The sequence below is a fragment of the Pseudomonas sp. Marseille-Q0931 genome (assembly GCF_940789645.1).
Taxonomy (GTDB): Bacteria; Pseudomonadota; Gammaproteobacteria; order Pseudomonadales; family Pseudomonadaceae; genus Aquipseudomonas.
In genome coordinates this window covers 108,831-122,664 of record NZ_CALNWT010000017.1, presented here as the reverse complement: position 1 = coordinate 122,664, position 13,834 = coordinate 108,831, and the positions used below count along the sequence as shown (strand labels likewise).

The following is a 13,834-nucleotide window of genomic DNA, read 5'->3' as shown; positions in this document are numbered from 1 at the left end:
ACCCGTAAGGTTCGAGGAGTTGGTAATGAAAGTTCGTGCATCGGTGAAAAAGCTGTGCCGTAACTGCAAAATTATCCGTCGCGAAGGTGTCGTGCGGGTGATCTGCAGCGCAGAGCCGCGTCACAAGCAGCGCCAAGGCTGAGTGTGAACCACGCGTGATAAGCCCGGCAGCTAGTGCGCTGCCGGGTTGATTATTTGTTTTTACAGCGTTAATATCTCGCGCCCTATTTCTTGGCTTCCGGGGCGTAGGTAGCTGTCAATTGGAGTTCCACTGAATGGCCCGTATTGCAGGCGTTAACATTCCGGATAACAAGCACACTGTTATCTCGCTGACCTACATCTTTGGTGTTGGTCGCACCACTGCACAGAAAATCTGTGCCGCTACCGGTGTAAACCCGGCTGCGAAAATCAAGGATCTGACTGACGAGCAGATCGAACAGCTGCGTGGCGAAGTAGCCAAGGTGAATACCGAAGGCGACCTGCGTCGTGAAGTGAATATGAAGATCAAGCGCTTGATGGATCTGGGTTGCTACCGCGGCCTGCGTCATCGTAAAGGTCTGCCGGTTCGCGGTCAGCGCACCAAGACCAACGCTCGCACCCGTAAGGGCCCGCGTAAGCCGATCCGCAAGTAATCGCATTCGCGAATCGACAGGAATTTAGTCATGGCAAAACCTGCTGCTCGTACTCGTAAGAAAGTCAAAAAGACGGTGGTTGATGGCATCGCCCACATCCACGCGTCTTTCAACAACACCATCGTGACCATTACCGACCGTCAGGGTAACGCCCTGTCCTGGGCTACCTCTGGTGGTTCGGGTTTCCGCGGCTCGCGTAAGTCCACTCCGTTCGCCGCCCAGATCGCCGCCGAGCGCGCTGGTCAGGCTGCTCTGGAATATGGCCTGAAGAACCTCGACGTCAACGTCAAGGGCCCGGGTCCAGGTCGCGAATCCGCTGTGCGTGCTCTGAACGCCTGCGGCTACAAAATCGCCAGCATCACCGACGTGACGCCTATCCCGCACAACGGGTGCCGTCCGCCGAAGAAGCGTCGCGTGTAAACAGGAGACAGTGAGAAATGGCTCGTTACATTGGTCCCAAGTGCAAACTGTCTCGCCGTGAAGGCACCGACCTCTTCCTGAAGAGTGGTGTTCGCGCGCTTGAATCTAAGTGCAACATCGAAGCAGCTCCCGGTATTCACGGTCAGCGCCGCGGTCGTCAGTCCGACTACGGCACCCAGCTGCGTGAAAAGCAGAAAGTCCGTCGTATCTACGGCGTTCTGGAGCGTCAGTTCAGCGGTTACTACAAGCAAGCTGCCAGCCAGAAGGGCGCCACCGGCGAAAACCTGCTGCAACTGCTGGAGTGCCGTCTGGATAACGTGGTTTACCGTATGGGCTATGGTGCTACCCGCGCCGAATCCCGTCAGCTGGTTTCGCACAAAGCAATCAGCGTCAACGGTCAGACCGTAAACGTACCGTCCTACCAGGTTAAAGCTGGCGACGTCGTTGCTGTTCGCGAGAAATCGAAGAACCAGCTGCGCATCGCTCAGGCTCTCGAGCTCTGCGCCCAGCGCGGCCGTGTTGAGTGGGTAGAAGTAGACGCCGAGAAGAAGTCTGGTGTGTTCAAGAACGTACCGGCTCGTAGCGATCTGTCCGCTGACATCAACGAGAGCCTGATTGTCGAGCTCTACTCCAAGTAAGGGCTAGAAAATAGGTGCATCCATGCAGATTTCGGTAAATGAGTTCCTGACCCCCCGTCACATCGATGTGCAGGAGGTCAGTTCGACCCGCGCCAAGATCACCCTCGAGCCTCTCGAGCGTGGTTTCGGCCATACCCTGGGCAACGCGCTGCGTCGCATCCTGTTGTCCTCCATGCCTGGCTGTGCAGTAGTCGAGGCCGAGATCGACGGCGTACTCCACGAGTACTCCGCGATCGAAGGTGTGCAGGAAGATGTCATCGAGATCCTGCTCAACCTGAAAGGTCTGGCTATCAAGCTGCACGGCCGTGACGAAGTGACCCTGACTCTGGCTAAGAAGGGCCCGGGCGTAGTTACCGCTGCCGATATTCAGCTGGATCACGATGTCGAAATCGTCAATGGCGACCACGTCATCGCCAACCTGGCCGCCAATGGCTCGCTGAACATGAAGCTCACCGTAGCTCGTGGTCGCGGCTATGAGCCGGCCGACGCTCGTCAGAGCGACGAAGATGAAAGCCGCAGCATTGGTCGCTTGCAGCTGGATGCTTCGTTCAGCCCTGTGCGTCGGGTTGCTTACGTGGTGGAAAACGCCCGTGTCGAGCAGCGCACCAACCTGGACAAACTGGTTATCGACCTGGAAACCAACGGTACTCTGGACCCTGAAGAGGCTATCCGCCGTGCCGCGACCATCCTGCAGCAGCAGCTGGCCGCGTTCGTGGATCTCAAAGGTGACAGCGAGCCTGTTGTGGTCGAGCAGGAAGACGAGATCGATCCGATCCTGCTGCGTCCTGTCGATGACCTGGAGCTGACCGTACGTTCGGCCAACTGCCTCAAGGCAGAGAACATCTACTACATCGGTGACCTGATTCAGCGCACCGAAGTAGAGCTGCTCAAAACCCCGAACCTGGGCAAGAAATCCCTGACCGAAATCAAGGATGTTCTGGCTTCTCGCGGTCTGTCCCTCGGTATGCGCCTCGACAACTGGCCGCCGGCAAGTCTGAAGAAAGACGATAAGGCCACTGCCTGATCGTCATCATCACCGAACGAACAAGTTTGGTAAGGAATTGAACCATGCGTCATCGTAAAAGTGGCCGTCACCTCAGCCGCACCAGCGCTCACCGCAAGGCCATGTTCCAGAACATGGCGGTCTCGCTGTTCGAGCACGAGCTGATCAAAACTACCCTGCCGAAAGCCAAGGAACTGCGTCGCGTTGCCGAGCCGCTGATCACCCTGGCCAAGGAAGACAGCGTTGCCAACCGTCGTCTGGCCTTCGATCGTACCCGTTCGAAAGCCATCGTCGGCAAGCTGTTCAACGATCTGGGCAAGCGCTACGCCACCCGTAACGGCGGCTACCTGCGCATCCTCAAGTGCGGCTTCCGCGCTGGCGACAACGCTCCGATGGCTTACGTTGAACTGGTCGACCGTCCGGTCGGCGGTTCGGTAGAAGCTGCCGAGTAAGTTGCTGGTTGTACAAGAAACCGGGCCTAGTGCCCGGTTTTTTGTTGCCTGGATTTACGCATTTCAATGCCGTTGCCTGAGTGTTTTCAAACGAATTCTGGCGCTGGTTGTCGGCTTTGGCTTCCGAAAGAAATTAACTATCGAGCCGTTTCGCTTGATGAATTGGTTCGCCCTGCTGGCTGGGGCTAGGCTTGTCCCATCGTTGGTCGCAGGCGCTGCGATCGACCCGATGAGGAGAAGGAGAGAAGCATGTCGAACCAAGGTAAATGTCCGTTCAACCACGTTGCCGGCGGCGGTACGACCAACAAAGATTGGTGGCCGAATCAGTTGCGTGTGGACCTGCTGAACCAGCATTCCGACCGATCCAACCCCCTGGGCGAACAGTTCAACTACGCCGAAGCGTTCAAAAAGCTCGACTACAAGGCGCTGAAAGCCGATCTGGTTCGGCTGATGACCGATAGCCAGGACTGGTGGCCCGCCGACTTCGGCCACTACGGCCCGCAGTTCGTCCGCATGGCCTGGCACTCCGCCGGTACCTATCGCACCACCGACGGGCGTGGTGGTGGCGGTCGTGGCCAGCAGCGCTTCGCACCGCTGAACTCCTGGCCGGACAACGTCAACATCGACAAGTCGCGCCGCCTGCTGTGGCCGATCAAGCAGAAGTATGGCCAGTCCATCTCCTGGGCTGACCTGTACATCCTCGCCGGTAACGTCGCGCTGGAATCCATGGGCTTCCGTACCTTCGGCTTCGCCGGCGGGCGTGAGGACGTATGGGAACCGGATCAGGACGTCAACTGGGGCGCCGAAGTCGCCTGGCTGGGGGTCGATCCCAAGCGTGTCAGCGACGAGCGTGAACTGACCGCTCCGTTTGGCGCCACGCACATGGGTCTGATCTACGTGAACCCGGAGGGCCCGAACGCCAGTGGCGACTACCTTGCCGCGGCCAAGGACATTCGCGCCACCTTCTACCGCATGGCGATGGATGATGAGGAGATCGTCGCGTTGATCGCCGGCGGCCACACCTTCGGCAAGTGTCACGGCGCTGCGCCCGAGTCGCATAAAGGCCCGGAGCCGGAGGGCTCGCCCATCGAAGCCCAAGGCCTGGGCTGGACCAGCAACTTCGGCAGCGGTTTCGGCAAGGACACCGTTTCCAGCGGCCTCGAGGTCACCTGGACGAAGACCCCGGCACTGTGGAGCAACAACTTCTTCGAGAACTTGTTCAAGTTCGAATGGGAACTGACCAAGTCGCCTGCCGGCGCCAAGCAGTGGGTGGCCAAGGATGCACCGGAGATCATCCCGGACGCGCATGTGCCGGGCAAATTCCACAAGCCGAGCATGCTCACCACTGACCTGACCCTGCGTTTCGATCCCGAGTTCGGCAAGATCTCCAAGCGCTTCTACGAAGATCCGCAGGCCTTCGCCGATGCCTTCGCGCGCGCCTGGTACAAGCTGACTCACCGCGACATGGGGCCGAAGGCCCGTTATCTGGGCCCGGAAGTGCCGAAGGAAGACCTGATCTGGCAAGACCCGCTGCCGGCGGCCACGCACAACCCGACCGCCGCCGACATCGCCGACCTGAAGGCGAAGATCGCGGCCTCCGGACTGTCGGTCGGTGATCTGGTATCTGTGGCCTGGGCCTCGGCCTCCACCTTCCGCGGTGGTGACAAGCGCGGCGGTGCCAACGGTGCACGTCTGGCCCTGGCACCGCAGAAGGATTGGGCGGTCAACCAGCGGGCGATGGCGGTGCTGCCGAAGTTGGTGGAAATCCAGCAGGCTTCGGCCAAGGCGTCGCTGGCAGACGTGATCGTGCTGGCCGGCAACGTCGGTGTCGAGCTGGCGGCCAAGGCTGCCGGTGTCGTGGTGGACGTGCCGTTCGCCGCGGGGCGCGTCGACGCGCGTCAGGATCAGACCGATGTCGAATCCTTCGATGTGCTGGAGCCGGCTGCCGATGGCTTCCGCAACTACAGTAAGGGCAACCTGGGCGTGCCCACCGAGACCATGCTGGTGGACAAGGCGCAGATGCTCACCCTTACCGCGCCGGAGCTGACCGCGCTGGTCGGCGGCCTGCGTGTACTGGGTGCCAACCATGACGGCAGCCAGCACGGCGTGTTCACCGACAGGGTCGGCGTGCTGTCCAACGATTTCTTCGTCAATCTGCTGGACATGGGCACCGTGTGGAAGGCCACCGATGACAGCAACGAAGTCTTCGAAGGGCGTACGCGCAAGGACGCTCTGGTGAAATACACCGCCACCCGCAACGATCTGGTGTTCGGCTCCAACGCGGTGCTGCGCGCTTACGCCGAGGTGTATGCCAGCGCTGACGGCAAGGAGAAACTAATCAAGGACTTCGTCGCCGCCTGGACCAAGGTGATGAACCTGGATCGCTTCGACCTGGCCTGAGCCTGACCGGCGCATCGCTGGTGCGTCAGTAAACCGCAACGCCTCCCTCGTGGAGGCGTTGTGCTTTTGCTTGACCGAACCCCGTGTCAGGCGGAGCATTGCTCCCTGTTCATGAATGCAACAAGGAATGCCCGGCATGAAAGGCCACACCGAAGTCGTCGACTATCTCAAGCATCTGCTCAAAGGCGAGCTGGCCGCTCGTGACCAGTATTTCATCCACTCACGGCTGTATGAGGACTGGGGCTTCGGCAAGCTCTACGAACGCATCAATCACGAGATGGAAGAGGAAACCCAGCACGCCGATGCGTTGCTCAAGCGCATCATTTTCCTTGAGGGCGTGCCGGACATGGTGCCCAACGCCTTCACGTTCGGGCAGACCGTGCCCGAGGCGCTGAAGCTGGATCTGGCCCTGGAGTACGAAGTGCGTGCGGCCCTGAGCAAGGGCATCGAGCTTTGCGAAAAGCATCAGGATTACCAGACCCGCGACATCCTGCTGCTGCAGCTCAAGGACACCGAGGAAGATCACGCCTATTGGCTGGAAATCCAGCTGCAGCTGATCGACAAACTGGGGCTGGAGAAGTACCTGCAAAGTCAGATGTAAGCGACAAGCTTCAAGCTGCAAGCCACAAGAAAAAAGCCAGAGCTCATGCTCTGGCTTTTCGTTTCTGCTCTTACTTGCTGCTTGAGGCTTGTCGCTTGTCGCTGTCTCTTTCCAGCAACGGCTTGAGGAAGTGCCCGGTGTGCGACGCCGGGTTGGCCGCCACTTCTTCCGGGGTGCCGGTGGCGATGATCATGCCGCCCTTCGAGCCGCCCTCGGGGCCGAGATCCACCAGCCAGTCGGCGGTCTTGATCACGTCCAGGTTGTGTTCGATCACCACCACGGTGTTGCCGTGGTCGCGCAGGCGGTGCAGCACGTCGAGCAGTTGCTGGATATCGGCGAAATGCAGGCCGGTGGTCGGCTCGTCAAGAATGTACAGGGTCTTGCCGGTGTCGCGCTTGCTCAGTTCGCGACTCAGCTTGACCCGCTGCGCCTCGCCGCCGGAGAGGGTGGTCGCCGACTGGCCCAGCTTGATGTAGGACAGCCCCACGTCCATCAGCGTCTGCAGCTTGCGGGCGATGGCCGGCACGGCATCGAAGAAGGCGCGCGCCTCCTCGATGGTCATGTCGAGCACCTCGGTGATGCTCTTGCCCTTGTACTTCACTTCCAGGGTTTCGCGGTTGTAGCGCTTGCCCTTGCACACGTCGCACGGCACGTAGATGTCCGGCAGAAAGTGCATCTCGACCTTGATCACGCCGTCGCCCTGGCATGCCTCGCAGCGCCCACCCTTGACGTTGAAGGAGAAACGCCCCGGCCCGTAGCCGCGCGAGCGCGACTCCGGCACGCCGGCGAAGAGTTCGCGGATCGGCGTGAACAGGCCGGTGTAGGTGGCCGGGTTGGAGCGCGGCGTACGGCCGATCGGGCTCTGATCTATGTCGACCACCTTGTCCAGGTGCTGCAGGCCGTCGAACGAGTCGTGCGGCGCCGCTTCCAAGGTCGTCGCCCCGTTCAATGCCGTGGCGGTCAGTGGAAACAGGGTGTTGTTGATCAGCGTCGACTTGCCCGAGCCGGACACGCCGGTGACGCAGGTGAGCAGGCCCACCGGAATCTCCAGATCGACATTGCGCAGGTTGTTGCCCCGCGCACCCTTGAGCTTGAGCAGTTTTTTCTTGTCGCGCACGGTGCGCTGCGCCGGATAACGGATCTTCTCGCGGCCGGACAGGTACTTGCCGGTCAACGAGTCGGGGTGATCCATCACCTCGTCCGGCGTGCCTTCGGCGACGATGCGCCCGCCATGCACGCCAGCGCCCGGGCCGATGTCGACGACATAGTCGGCCATACGAATGGCGTCTTCGTCGTGCTCGACCACGATCACCGTGTTGCCCAGGTTACGCAGGTGATTGAGGGTGCCCAGGAGGCGTTCGTTGTCGCGCTGGTGCAGGCCAATGGAGGGCTCGTCGAGGATGTACATCACGCCCACCAGGCCGGCGCCGATCTGGCTGGCCAGGCGGATGCGCTGCGCTTCACCGCCGGACAAGGTATCGGCGCTGCGATCCAGGGTGAGGTAGTCGAGGCCGACGTTGACCAGGAATTGCAGACGCTCACGTATTTCCTTGAGAATCTTTTCGGCGATCTCGCCGCGGCGGCCGGTCAGGTGCAGGCCGGCGACATACTCACAGGCATCGCCGACGGGCAGGCCGGTCACCGCCGGCAGGGTTTTCTCGCCGACCCAGACGTGCCGTGCCTCGCGGCGCAGGCGCGTGCCGCGGCAATCGGGGCAGGGCTGGGTGCTGAGGAACTTGGCCAGCTCCTCGCGCACGCTGTTCGACTCGGTCTCGCGATAACGTCGCTCGAGGTTGGGGATGATGCCCTCGAAGGGGTGCGAGCGTTTGACGATATCGCCGCGGTCATTGAGGTACTTGAAGTCGACGCTCTGCGTGCCGCTGCCGAAAAGGATGACTTTCTGGTGTTCGGCGCTCAGGTCGTCGAACGGCTTTTCCAGGCTGAAACCGTAGTGATTGGACAGCGAACCCAGCATCTGGAAGTAGTAGACGTTGCGCCGGTCCCAGCCGCGGATGGCGCCCTCGGCCAGGGTCAGCTCGCCATTGACCAGGCGTTTGCCGTCGAAGAACTGCTTCACGCCCAGACCGTCGCAGGTGGGGCAGGCGCCGGCCGGGTTGTTGAAGGAGAACAGCTTGGGCTCCAGCTCGCTGATCGAGTGGCCGCAGTGCGGGCAGGCGAAGCGCGCGGAGAAGATGATCTCTTCGCCTTCCTCGTCCATTGGGGCGATCAGGGCGATGCCGTCGGCCAGGCCAAGCGCGGTCTCGAAGGATTCGGCCAGGCGCTGCTGCAGGTCCTCGCGGACCTTGAAGCGATCCACCACCACGTCGATGGAGTGCTTCTTCTGCTTGTCCAGCTTGGGCAGTTCGTCCAGCTCATGCAGCTTGCCGTTGACCCGGGCGCGGACGAAGCCCTGCGCGCGCAGTTCCTCGAACACCGACAGGTGTTCGCCCTTGCGCTCGCGGATCACCGGTGCCAGCAGCATCAGCTTGCGGCCTTCGGGCAGGGCCAGCACCTGGTCGACCATCTGGCTGACGGTCTGCGCTTCGAGCGGTACGTCGTGATCCGGGCAGCGCGGCGTGCCGACGCGGGCGTAGAGCAGGCGCAGGTAGTCGTAGATCTCGGTGATGGTGCCGACGGTCGAGCGTGGGTTGTGCGAAGTGGACTTCTGCTCGATGGAAATCGCCGGTGACAGGCCTTCGATGGTATCGACGTCGGGCTTTTCCATCATCGACAGGAACTGCCGGGCATAGGCCGACAGCGACTCGACGTAGCGGCGCTGGCCTTCGGCGTACAGGGTGTCGAACGCCAGCGAGGACTTGCCGGAGCCGGACAGGCCGGTGATCACGATCAGCTTGTCGCGCGGCAGGGTCAGGTCGATGTTCTTGAGGTTGTGGGTACGTGCCCCACGGATCAGGATTTTGTCCACTTAGGGAACCTCTGAAAGCTGTCTGTGTTGCCACTGCCGCATCAAACGCTGGCGGCTTGCAACGGGCCTCGCTGGGCGGGCGGAAAACGGTCGAGTATAGGGCTTGCTGCTACCCTGCGGCAAAGTGTGCGCCTGTGCCGAAACGGCGCCTGCTGCTAGAATCGCCGGCTGATTTCCTCAGGATTTATCCGATGCACGATCCGCACAGCGAGCGCATGAGTAGTAGCGAGACCCGCGCGGCCGGCGGCCTGGCCATGGTGTTCGCGTTTCGTATGCTGGGTATGTTCATGGTTTTGCCGGTGCTGGCCACCTACGGCATGGACTTGTCCGGCAGTACGCCTGCGCTGATCGGTCTGGCCATCGGTGCCTATGGTTTGACTCAGGCTGTGCTGCAAATTCCCTTCGGCATCATCAGCGATCGAATCGGCCGACGTCCGGTGATCTATGTCGGTCTGCTGATCTTCGCCGCCGGCAGCGTGCTGGCGGCCAATGCCGACTCGATCTGGGGCGTGATCGCCGGGCGCGTGTTGCAGGGTGCCGGAGCGATTTCCGCGGCAGTAATGGCGCTGCTCTCTGACCTTACCCGCGAACAGCATCGGACCAAGGCTATGGCCATGATCGGCATGAGCATCGGCCTGTCGTTCGCCGTGGCCATGGTGGTCGGCCCGCTGCTGACCCGTGCCTTCGGCCTGTCCGGGTTGTTCTGGGCCACCGGGGCGCTGGCGTTGCTCGGTATCCTGATCGTCGCCGGCATCGTGCCGAAAGATGCCGGGCCGCTGCAGCATCGCGAGTCCGGTGTGGCGGCGCAGGCGCTGTGGCCGACTCTCAAGCATGGCGACCTGCTGCGTCTGGACTTCGCCATCCTGGCCCTGCATGCGGTGCTGATGGCGAGTTTCGTCGCCTTGCCGCTGGCGCTGGTGGAGCAGGGCGGGCTGGTCAAGGAAGAACACTGGTGGGTCTATCTCACCGCGCTGTTGATCGGTTTCTTCGGCATGGTGCCGTTCATCATCTACGGAGAGAAGAAGCGTCAGATGAAGCGCGTATTGCTCGGGGCAGTAACGGTGTTGCTGCTCTGCGAGCTTTACTTCGCCCTCTTCGGCAACAGTCTGCGCACGCTGGTGCTGGGCATTGTGGTGTTCTTCACTGCCTTCAACCTGCTCGAGGCCTCGCTGCCGTCGCTGGTCAGCAAGGTTGCGCCGGCGGGCGGCAAGGGCACGGCGATGGGCGTTTACTCAACCAGTCAGTTCCTCGGTGCCGCGCTGGGCGGCATTCTCGGTGGCTGGCTGTACCAGCATGTGGGGTTGGGCGGTGTGTTCATCGGCTGTGCCGTGCTCTGTGCAATTTGGCTGGCCATTGCTGTTACTATGCGCGAACCGCCGTACGTGACCAGTTTGCGCCTGCCGCTCGATGCCGCGGCACTGGCCGATGTCGGACTGGTCGAACGCCTCAAGGCGACGCCGGGAGTGGCGGACGCCGTGGTGGTGGTCGACGAAGCGGCCATCTATATCAAAGTCGATACCCAACAAGTGGATCGCACGTCAGTGGAGCGCCTGATCGCATCGGCGCCCGCGGCGTGAGTAGCCTAGGAGAACGTTATGGCCCGTGGGGTTAACAAAGTCATTCTGGTCGGCACCTGCGGCCAGGACCCGGAAACACGCTACCTGCCCAGCGGCAACGCGGTGACCAACCTGAGCCTGGCCACCAGCGAGCAGTGGACCGACAAGCAGACCGGGCAGAAGGTCGAGAAGACCGAATGGCACCGCGTCGCGCTGTTCGGAAAGGTCGCCGAGATCGCCGGCGAATACCTGCGCAAGGGTTCGCAGGTGTACATCGAAGGTAAGCTGCAGACCCGCGAGTGGGAAAAGGACGGCATCAAGCGCTACACCACCGAGATCATCGTTGACATGCAGGGCACCATGCAGCTGCTGGGCGGTCGTCCGAGCGGTGATGAAGGCGGTGCGCCGCGCCAATCGCGTCCGGCCCCGCAGCGCGAGCAGCAACAGGCCCCGCGTCAGCAGCGCCCGGCGCCGCAGCAGGCCCAGCCAGCACCTGACTACGACAGTTTCGATGACGACATCCCGTTCTGATCTGAGCGGGCTCTAGCCTATGCGAATGCGCCTGATGCTGCTGGGCGGCGGTAGTGCCCTGGGGCAAGCGCTGATCCGTCTTGGCGCCGAGGAAGACATCAGCTTCCTTGCGCCACGTCCGCCGGAAGAGGGCTGGGATGCTGCCAGCCTGACCGAGCTGCTCGACGATACCCGCCCGGATGCGCTGATCAACCTGGCTTACTACTTCGACTGGTTCCAGGCCGAGTCGGTGGCCGAGTCGCGTCTGCAAACCCAGGAACGCGCGGTGGAGCGTCTGGCCGAGCTGTGCCAGCACCACTCTATCGTGCTGCTGCAGCCGTCCAGCTACCGCGTGTTCGATGGTTCGCGCGTCACCGCCTATAGCGAAAAGGAAGAGCCGGTACCTCTGGGGCTGCGTGGCCAGGCACTGTGGCGGCTGGAGCAGAGCGTACGGGCGATCTGTCCGCGTCATGTGCTGCTGCGCTTCGGCTGGTTGCTCGATGACAGCCGTGAAGGGCTGCTGGGGCGCTTTCTGCTGCGCGCCGAGCGTGACGAGGCGCTGTATCTCGCCGATGATCGGCGCGGCAACCCCACTCCGGTGGACGATGCCGCACGGGTGCTTCTGGCGGTACTCAAGCAGCTCGATTGCGAGTCGCCCCTGTGGGGCACCTATCATTACGGTGGTCACGAGGCCAGCACGTCGCTGAGCCTGGGGCAGGCGGTACTGAGCGAGGCGCGTCACTATCGCAGCAACCTGGTCGAGGATGTCGCGCCCCAGGCCCACGCCGCTCGCCCGGATGCTGCCGACGAGCCGCAGCACGCGGTGCTGGCCTGCAAGAAGATTCTTCACACTTTCGGCATCAAACCACGCGCCTGGCGTTCCGGTTTGCCGAGCCTGCTGGACCGTTATTACCGTCATGGCTGAAATTCTTGTAACCGGCGGCGCCGGCTTTATCGGTTCGCACTTGGTCGATGCCTTGCTGGCGGCTGGCCACAGCGTGCGTGCGCTGGACAATTTGTCCATGGGCAAGAGCAGCAACCTGCCGCTGGACAATCCGCGATTGCACTTCATCGAAGGTGACGTCGCCGATGCCGAGGTGGTCGCCCGCGCGGTCGCGGGCTGTTCCGCCGTGGCGCATCTGGCTGCGGTAGCATCGGTGCAGGCTTCGGTGGATGATCCGGTAGCGACGCATCAGAGCAACTTCATCGGTACCCTGAATATCTGCGAGGCCATGCGTCAGCACGGCGTGCGACGTGTGATCTATGCCTCCAGTGCGGCGATCTATGGCAACAACGGTGAAGGCGTCGCGATCGACGAGGTCACCGCTAAGGCGCCATTAACGCCCTATGCGGCCGATAAGCTCGCCAGCGAGCACTACCTGGATTTCTATCGCCGTCAGCACGCGCTGGAACCAGCGGTATTTCGTTTCTTCAATATCTTCGGGCCGCGCCAGGATCCATCGTCGCCATACTCCGGGGTGATCAGTATTTTCACCCAGCGGGCGCAGCAGGGGCTGCCGATCAGTGTCTTTGGCGACGGCGAGCAGACCCGTGATTTCTTTTATGTCGGCGATCTGATCGAGCTGCTGTTGCAGGGCCTGCTCGGTGAGTTTGTCGAGCAGCCGGTCAATGTTGGCTGGAAGCAGGCCGTCAGTCTCAACCAGCTGCTGACGGAGATCGGTGCGCTTTGCGGCGGTCTGCCGCAGGTGACGCATTTGCCGGCGCGTGCTGGCGATATCCGACACTCGCGCGCCGACAATACGCGTTTGCAGGCGCACTACCGTATGCCGCAGCAGACGCCGCTGCATGAAGGGTTGCGTCAATTGCTCGGGCAGTGAATCGAACCCATGAAAAAGCCGGCATTCGCCGGCTTTCTCGTTTCTGCGTGGTCTATCAGAACTTGTAACCCAGGCCGACCATGTAGACGAATGGATCGACGTCCACATCCACCTTGACCTTGTCGCCGGCCAGGTGAGTGGTGCCGGTGGTATCGATATCGATGTAGCGCACCTGGGCGTTGAGCATCAGGTTGTCGCTCAGCATGTAGTCCATGCCGATCTGTCCGGCCAGGCCCCAGGAGTCTTTCATGTCCAGGCCGCGGAAACCCTTGGCTTCGGCTTCGCTGCTCAGTTCGGTATCGAAGAACCAGGTGTAGTTGATACCGACACCGACGTAGGGCTGGAAGGCCGAGCTCTTGTCCAGCGGATAGTAGACGGCGCTGATGGTCGGCGGCAGGTGCTTTAGGCTGCCCAGCTTGCCGTTCAGGCCGGCAAAGGCGCCCGGCATGCCCTTGACACCGACGTCATGGCTGAAAGGTGTGGCTGCCAGCAATTCGATGCCGAAGTTGTCGGTGACCATGTAGGCGAAGTTCAGGCCCAGCTGGGTATCGCTGTTCAGGGTCGCGCCGCTGCCAGCGACTTTGCCCAGTACGGCGTGATCGATGTTGCCGCTGTCCTCATGCGGATCGACGGTGATGGCGCCGGCGCGGACGATGATGTCGCCAGCCTGGTGAGCCTGAGCGATGGGTGCAGCGATGGCCAGGGCCAGCAGTGAGGCAGTGAACAGTGACTTGTACATAGCGAGCTCCAATTCGAGTCGGTTGTGTCTTGGCTGAAATCAATGCTAAGCCAAGCAACAATCCACTTTTTGACCTGGCTCAATAGATCGACGGGCTCTGCTGCGGTGTTTTGTCCATT

General features: G+C 61.7%; 14 protein-coding genes. 12 read left to right on the top strand and 2 right to left on the bottom strand.

The window, feature by feature from the left end; translation table 11 throughout:
- Positions 1–25: 25 nt before the first annotated feature.
- The 8 genes from rpmJ (at position 26) to bfr (ending at position 6,146) form a co-directional block, all read left to right on the top strand.
- Positions 26–142 carry a 50S ribosomal protein L36 gene (gene rpmJ / locus P3C50_RS21975; protein WP_002555468.1) on the top strand — a complete coding sequence of 39 codons (117 nt, stop codon included), beginning with the start codon at positions 26–28 and terminating at the stop codon, positions 140–142.
- Between the two features lie 133 nt (positions 143–275).
- The gene (gene rpsM, locus P3C50_RS21970) at positions 276–632 is read left to right on the top strand and encodes a 30S ribosomal protein S13 (RefSeq protein ID WP_003463275.1); all 357 of its coding nucleotides are present in this window, start codon (positions 276–278) and stop codon (positions 630–632) included.
- A gap of 30 nt (positions 633–662) precedes the next feature.
- Positions 663–1,052: a 30S ribosomal protein S11 gene (gene rpsK, locus P3C50_RS21965; protein WP_003243933.1), complete on the top strand. Its 390-nt coding sequence runs from the start codon at positions 663–665 to the stop codon at positions 1,050–1,052.
- 17 nt (positions 1,053–1,069) lie between these two features.
- A complete protein-coding gene (gene rpsD, locus P3C50_RS21960) occupies positions 1,070–1,690 on the top strand; it encodes a 30S ribosomal protein S4 (protein ID WP_013717339.1) in 621 nt (206 codons plus the stop codon).
- Positions 1,691–1,712: 22 nt separating this feature from the next.
- Positions 1,713–2,714 carry a DNA-directed RNA polymerase subunit alpha gene (gene rpoA / locus P3C50_RS21955; RefSeq protein WP_061240721.1) on the top strand — a complete coding sequence of 334 codons (1,002 nt, stop codon included), beginning with the start codon at positions 1,713–1,715 and terminating at the stop codon, positions 2,712–2,714.
- Positions 2,715–2,758: 44 nt separating this feature from the next.
- Complete coding sequence (gene rplQ, locus P3C50_RS21950) at positions 2,759–3,145, top strand: 50S ribosomal protein L17 (protein WP_003243945.1); 387 nt, start codon at positions 2,759–2,761, stop codon at positions 3,143–3,145.
- A 249-nt stretch (positions 3,146–3,394) separates the two neighbouring features.
- Positions 3,395–5,545 (top strand): catalase/peroxidase HPI, encoded by a 2,151-nt coding sequence (gene katG, locus P3C50_RS21945; RefSeq protein ID WP_275547610.1) that lies wholly within the window; start codon positions 3,395–3,397, stop codon positions 5,543–5,545.
- Positions 5,546–5,681: 136 nt separating this feature from the next.
- Positions 5,682–6,146, top strand: coding sequence for a bacterioferritin (gene bfr / locus P3C50_RS21940; RefSeq protein ID WP_275547609.1), 465 nt, complete (start codon positions 5,682–5,684; stop codon positions 6,144–6,146).
- Between the two features lie 70 nt (positions 6,147–6,216).
- On the opposite strand, the gene uvrA is transcribed toward bfr, so the two are convergent.
- Positions 6,217–9,072, bottom strand: a complete 2,856-nt coding sequence (uvrA, locus tag P3C50_RS21935) for an excinuclease ABC subunit UvrA (RefSeq protein ID WP_275547608.1) — start codon at positions 9,070–9,072, stop codon at positions 6,217–6,219.
- 191 nt (positions 9,073–9,263) lie between these two features.
- Here uvrA and P3C50_RS21930 point away from each other — a divergent pair, with 191 nt between their 5' ends.
- The 4 genes from P3C50_RS21930 to P3C50_RS21915 are packed head-to-tail and all read left to right on the top strand — an operon-like array spanning position 9,264 to position 12,976.
- Positions 9,264–10,649 carry an MFS transporter gene (locus tag P3C50_RS21930; RefSeq protein WP_275547607.1) on the top strand — a complete coding sequence of 462 codons (1,386 nt, stop codon included), beginning with the start codon at positions 9,264–9,266 and terminating at the stop codon, positions 10,647–10,649.
- 18 nt (positions 10,650–10,667) lie between these two features.
- Positions 10,668–11,159, top strand: a complete 492-nt coding sequence (locus tag P3C50_RS21925; protein ID WP_275547606.1) for a single-stranded DNA-binding protein — start codon at positions 10,668–10,670, stop codon at positions 11,157–11,159.
- A gap of 19 nt (positions 11,160–11,178) precedes the next feature.
- Positions 11,179–12,063: a sugar nucleotide-binding protein gene (locus P3C50_RS21920; RefSeq protein ID WP_197855593.1), complete on the top strand. Its 885-nt coding sequence runs from the start codon at positions 11,179–11,181 to the stop codon at positions 12,061–12,063.
- Positions 12,056–12,976 (top strand): NAD-dependent epimerase/dehydratase family protein, encoded by a 921-nt coding sequence (locus tag P3C50_RS21915; protein ID WP_275547605.1) that lies wholly within the window; start codon positions 12,056–12,058, stop codon positions 12,974–12,976. Before P3C50_RS21920 ends, P3C50_RS21915 begins: the two co-directional genes overlap by 8 nt.
- Positions 12,977–13,031: 55 nt before the next feature.
- On the opposite strand, the gene P3C50_RS21910 is transcribed toward P3C50_RS21915, so the two are convergent.
- Positions 13,032–13,715: an OmpW family outer membrane protein gene (locus P3C50_RS21910; protein ID WP_197855591.1), complete on the bottom strand. Its 684-nt coding sequence runs from the start codon at positions 13,713–13,715 to the stop codon at positions 13,032–13,034.
- Positions 13,716–13,834 lie beyond the last annotated feature (119 nt).

Excerpts from the sequence above, each read along its gene's own strand:
- P3C50_RS21930 (WP_275547607.1), top strand. The coding sequence starts at position 9,264 with ATGCACGATCCGCACAGCGAGCGCATGAGTAGTAGCGAGACCCGCGCG.
- rpmJ (WP_002555468.1), top strand. The coding sequence starts at position 26 with ATGAAAGTTCGTGCATCGGTGAAAAAGCTGTGCCGTAACTGCAAAATT.
- P3C50_RS21920 (WP_197855593.1), top strand. The coding sequence starts at position 11,179 with ATGCGAATGCGCCTGATGCTGCTGGGCGGCGGTAGTGCCCTGGGGCAA.
- P3C50_RS21910 (WP_197855591.1), bottom strand. The coding sequence starts at position 13,715 with ATGTACAAGTCACTGTTCACTGCCTCACTGCTGGCCCTGGCCATCGCT.
- rpsK (WP_003243933.1), top strand. The coding sequence starts at position 663 with ATGGCAAAACCTGCTGCTCGTACTCGTAAGAAAGTCAAAAAGACGGTG.
- P3C50_RS21915 (WP_275547605.1), top strand. The coding sequence starts at position 12,056 with ATGGCTGAAATTCTTGTAACCGGCGGCGCCGGCTTTATCGGTTCGCAC.
- rplQ (WP_003243945.1), top strand. The coding sequence starts at position 2,759 with ATGCGTCATCGTAAAAGTGGCCGTCACCTCAGCCGCACCAGCGCTCAC.
- katG (WP_275547610.1), top strand. The coding sequence starts at position 3,395 with ATGTCGAACCAAGGTAAATGTCCGTTCAACCACGTTGCCGGCGGCGGT.
- P3C50_RS21925 (WP_275547606.1), top strand. The coding sequence starts at position 10,668 with ATGGCCCGTGGGGTTAACAAAGTCATTCTGGTCGGCACCTGCGGCCAG.
- rpoA (WP_061240721.1), top strand. The coding sequence starts at position 1,713 with ATGCAGATTTCGGTAAATGAGTTCCTGACCCCCCGTCACATCGATGTG.
- rpsD (WP_013717339.1), top strand. The coding sequence starts at position 1,070 with ATGGCTCGTTACATTGGTCCCAAGTGCAAACTGTCTCGCCGTGAAGGC.
- bfr (WP_275547609.1), top strand. The coding sequence starts at position 5,682 with ATGAAAGGCCACACCGAAGTCGTCGACTATCTCAAGCATCTGCTCAAA.
- rpsM (WP_003463275.1), top strand. The coding sequence starts at position 276 with ATGGCCCGTATTGCAGGCGTTAACATTCCGGATAACAAGCACACTGTT.